Source organism: Tistrella bauzanensis (assembly GCF_014636235.1).
GTDB lineage: Bacteria > Pseudomonadota > Alphaproteobacteria > Tistrellales > Tistrellaceae > Tistrella > Tistrella bauzanensis.
The window spans coordinates 1-1,180 of record NZ_BMDZ01000186.1 but is presented as its reverse complement, the minus strand read 5'-3'; the positions used below and the strand labels follow the sequence as shown (position 1 = coordinate 1,180).

Here is a 1,180-nt window from a genome sequence, read left to right as displayed (position 1 = left end):
CATCAAGGCCAGGCGCAAACTTGCCACGTGGGACACACAATACCTCATGGCGGCTCTGCAAGCGCGTTAACCTGGACTCGTTGTCCTGGCACCTGTGCGCCCGGATTGACCTCCCCCCTGAACAGGTCGACAATGACGCGTTGGTGCAGTCGATCCTGACGCATTCGGCGCTGGTCCAGTCACCGGCGGACAAGCCAACACACGGGCGCAACCTGCGCCTTGAAGGGTTGGCGGGCATGGCTCACCCGGCGATCCGCAATTTGCTCTCGATCATTCGTCGCCACGTGGACCAGTATCTGGCCGACCGTTTTGCGTCCGCCCACCCGCTGATCGGCCGGCGTCCGAAGGCCGCACGGCTGCAAGGTTGGGCGCTGGTGCTGACAGATGATGGTCATGAGGAGACGCACATCCATCCCCAGGGCTGGCTGACCGTAATATATTATGCGCGTGTTCCGCAGCCGTCGGCACGGGTTGCGCAAGGTGACGCGCCGCCGCCTGGTTCGCTGGTCTTCGGTTCCTGGCCCCCGGCGTTTGCCGGCGCGTTGCCGGATTTCCCAAGCTGGCATATCGAACCGAAGGCGGGAACATTGTTGATCTTTCCGTCGTTTTTTGGTCATGGAACTATCCCGACCGGCGTGGAAGAGCAGCGCATCTGCGTGGCGCTCGACGTCATCCCATGTACTGCGGTGCCATCACCTTGATCCCAGAAATGAAGAACAGGCCGGCGTCATGAGCAACGCTTCTGCTCCGCACGGGTTCGTGGCACTCCCGCCCTATCATGTGATCCGCGACTTTCTCGGCCCTGACCTGGTCGCCCGACTGCTCGCCCATGCCGATGCCAATCAGGACGCATTCATACCAACTGGTGTCGGCGAAGGGCGGATTGATCCGGAGATCCGTGTTTCGGTGCTGTTGTGGGATTTCGGATCGCTGCGGGATGTGTTGGCTGAGAGGTTCCGTATCGTAATGGACCAGGTGGTGGCAGAGCTGCGCCTGTCATCCTTCGAACTGGCGCGGCTGGAAATGGAACTTGCCGCCCATGGTGATGGTGCTTTTTACCGCAGGCACATTGACATCCCTACCGGCGTTGCCGACAAGAAGGGGGATGTCCCGGTCATTGTTGAAAAAGGGAGAGCGGCGTTGCTCGCCTTGAGCCGTTAGGCTCGGGGTGTCGAATCCT

2 protein-coding genes are annotated in these 1,180 nt (G+C 60.9%); both read left to right on the top strand.

All coding sequences use genetic code 11. The features are described 5' to 3' along the window. A partial coding sequence (locus IEW15_RS25495; protein WP_229708868.1) for a putative 2OG-Fe(II) oxygenase occupies positions 1–701 on the top strand: 701 nt, incomplete at its 5' end. Between the two features lie 28 nt (positions 702–729). Further along, positions 730–1,161, top strand: coding sequence for a hypothetical protein (locus tag IEW15_RS25490; protein WP_188583353.1), 432 nt, complete (start codon positions 730–732; stop codon positions 1,159–1,161). The last annotated feature ends 19 nt before the right edge of the window (positions 1,162–1,180 follow it).

Coding starts and splice junctions, on each gene's coding strand:
- IEW15_RS25490 (WP_188583353.1), top strand. CDS start 730: ATGAGCAACGCTTCTGCTCCGCACGGGTTCGTGGCACTCCCGCCCTAT.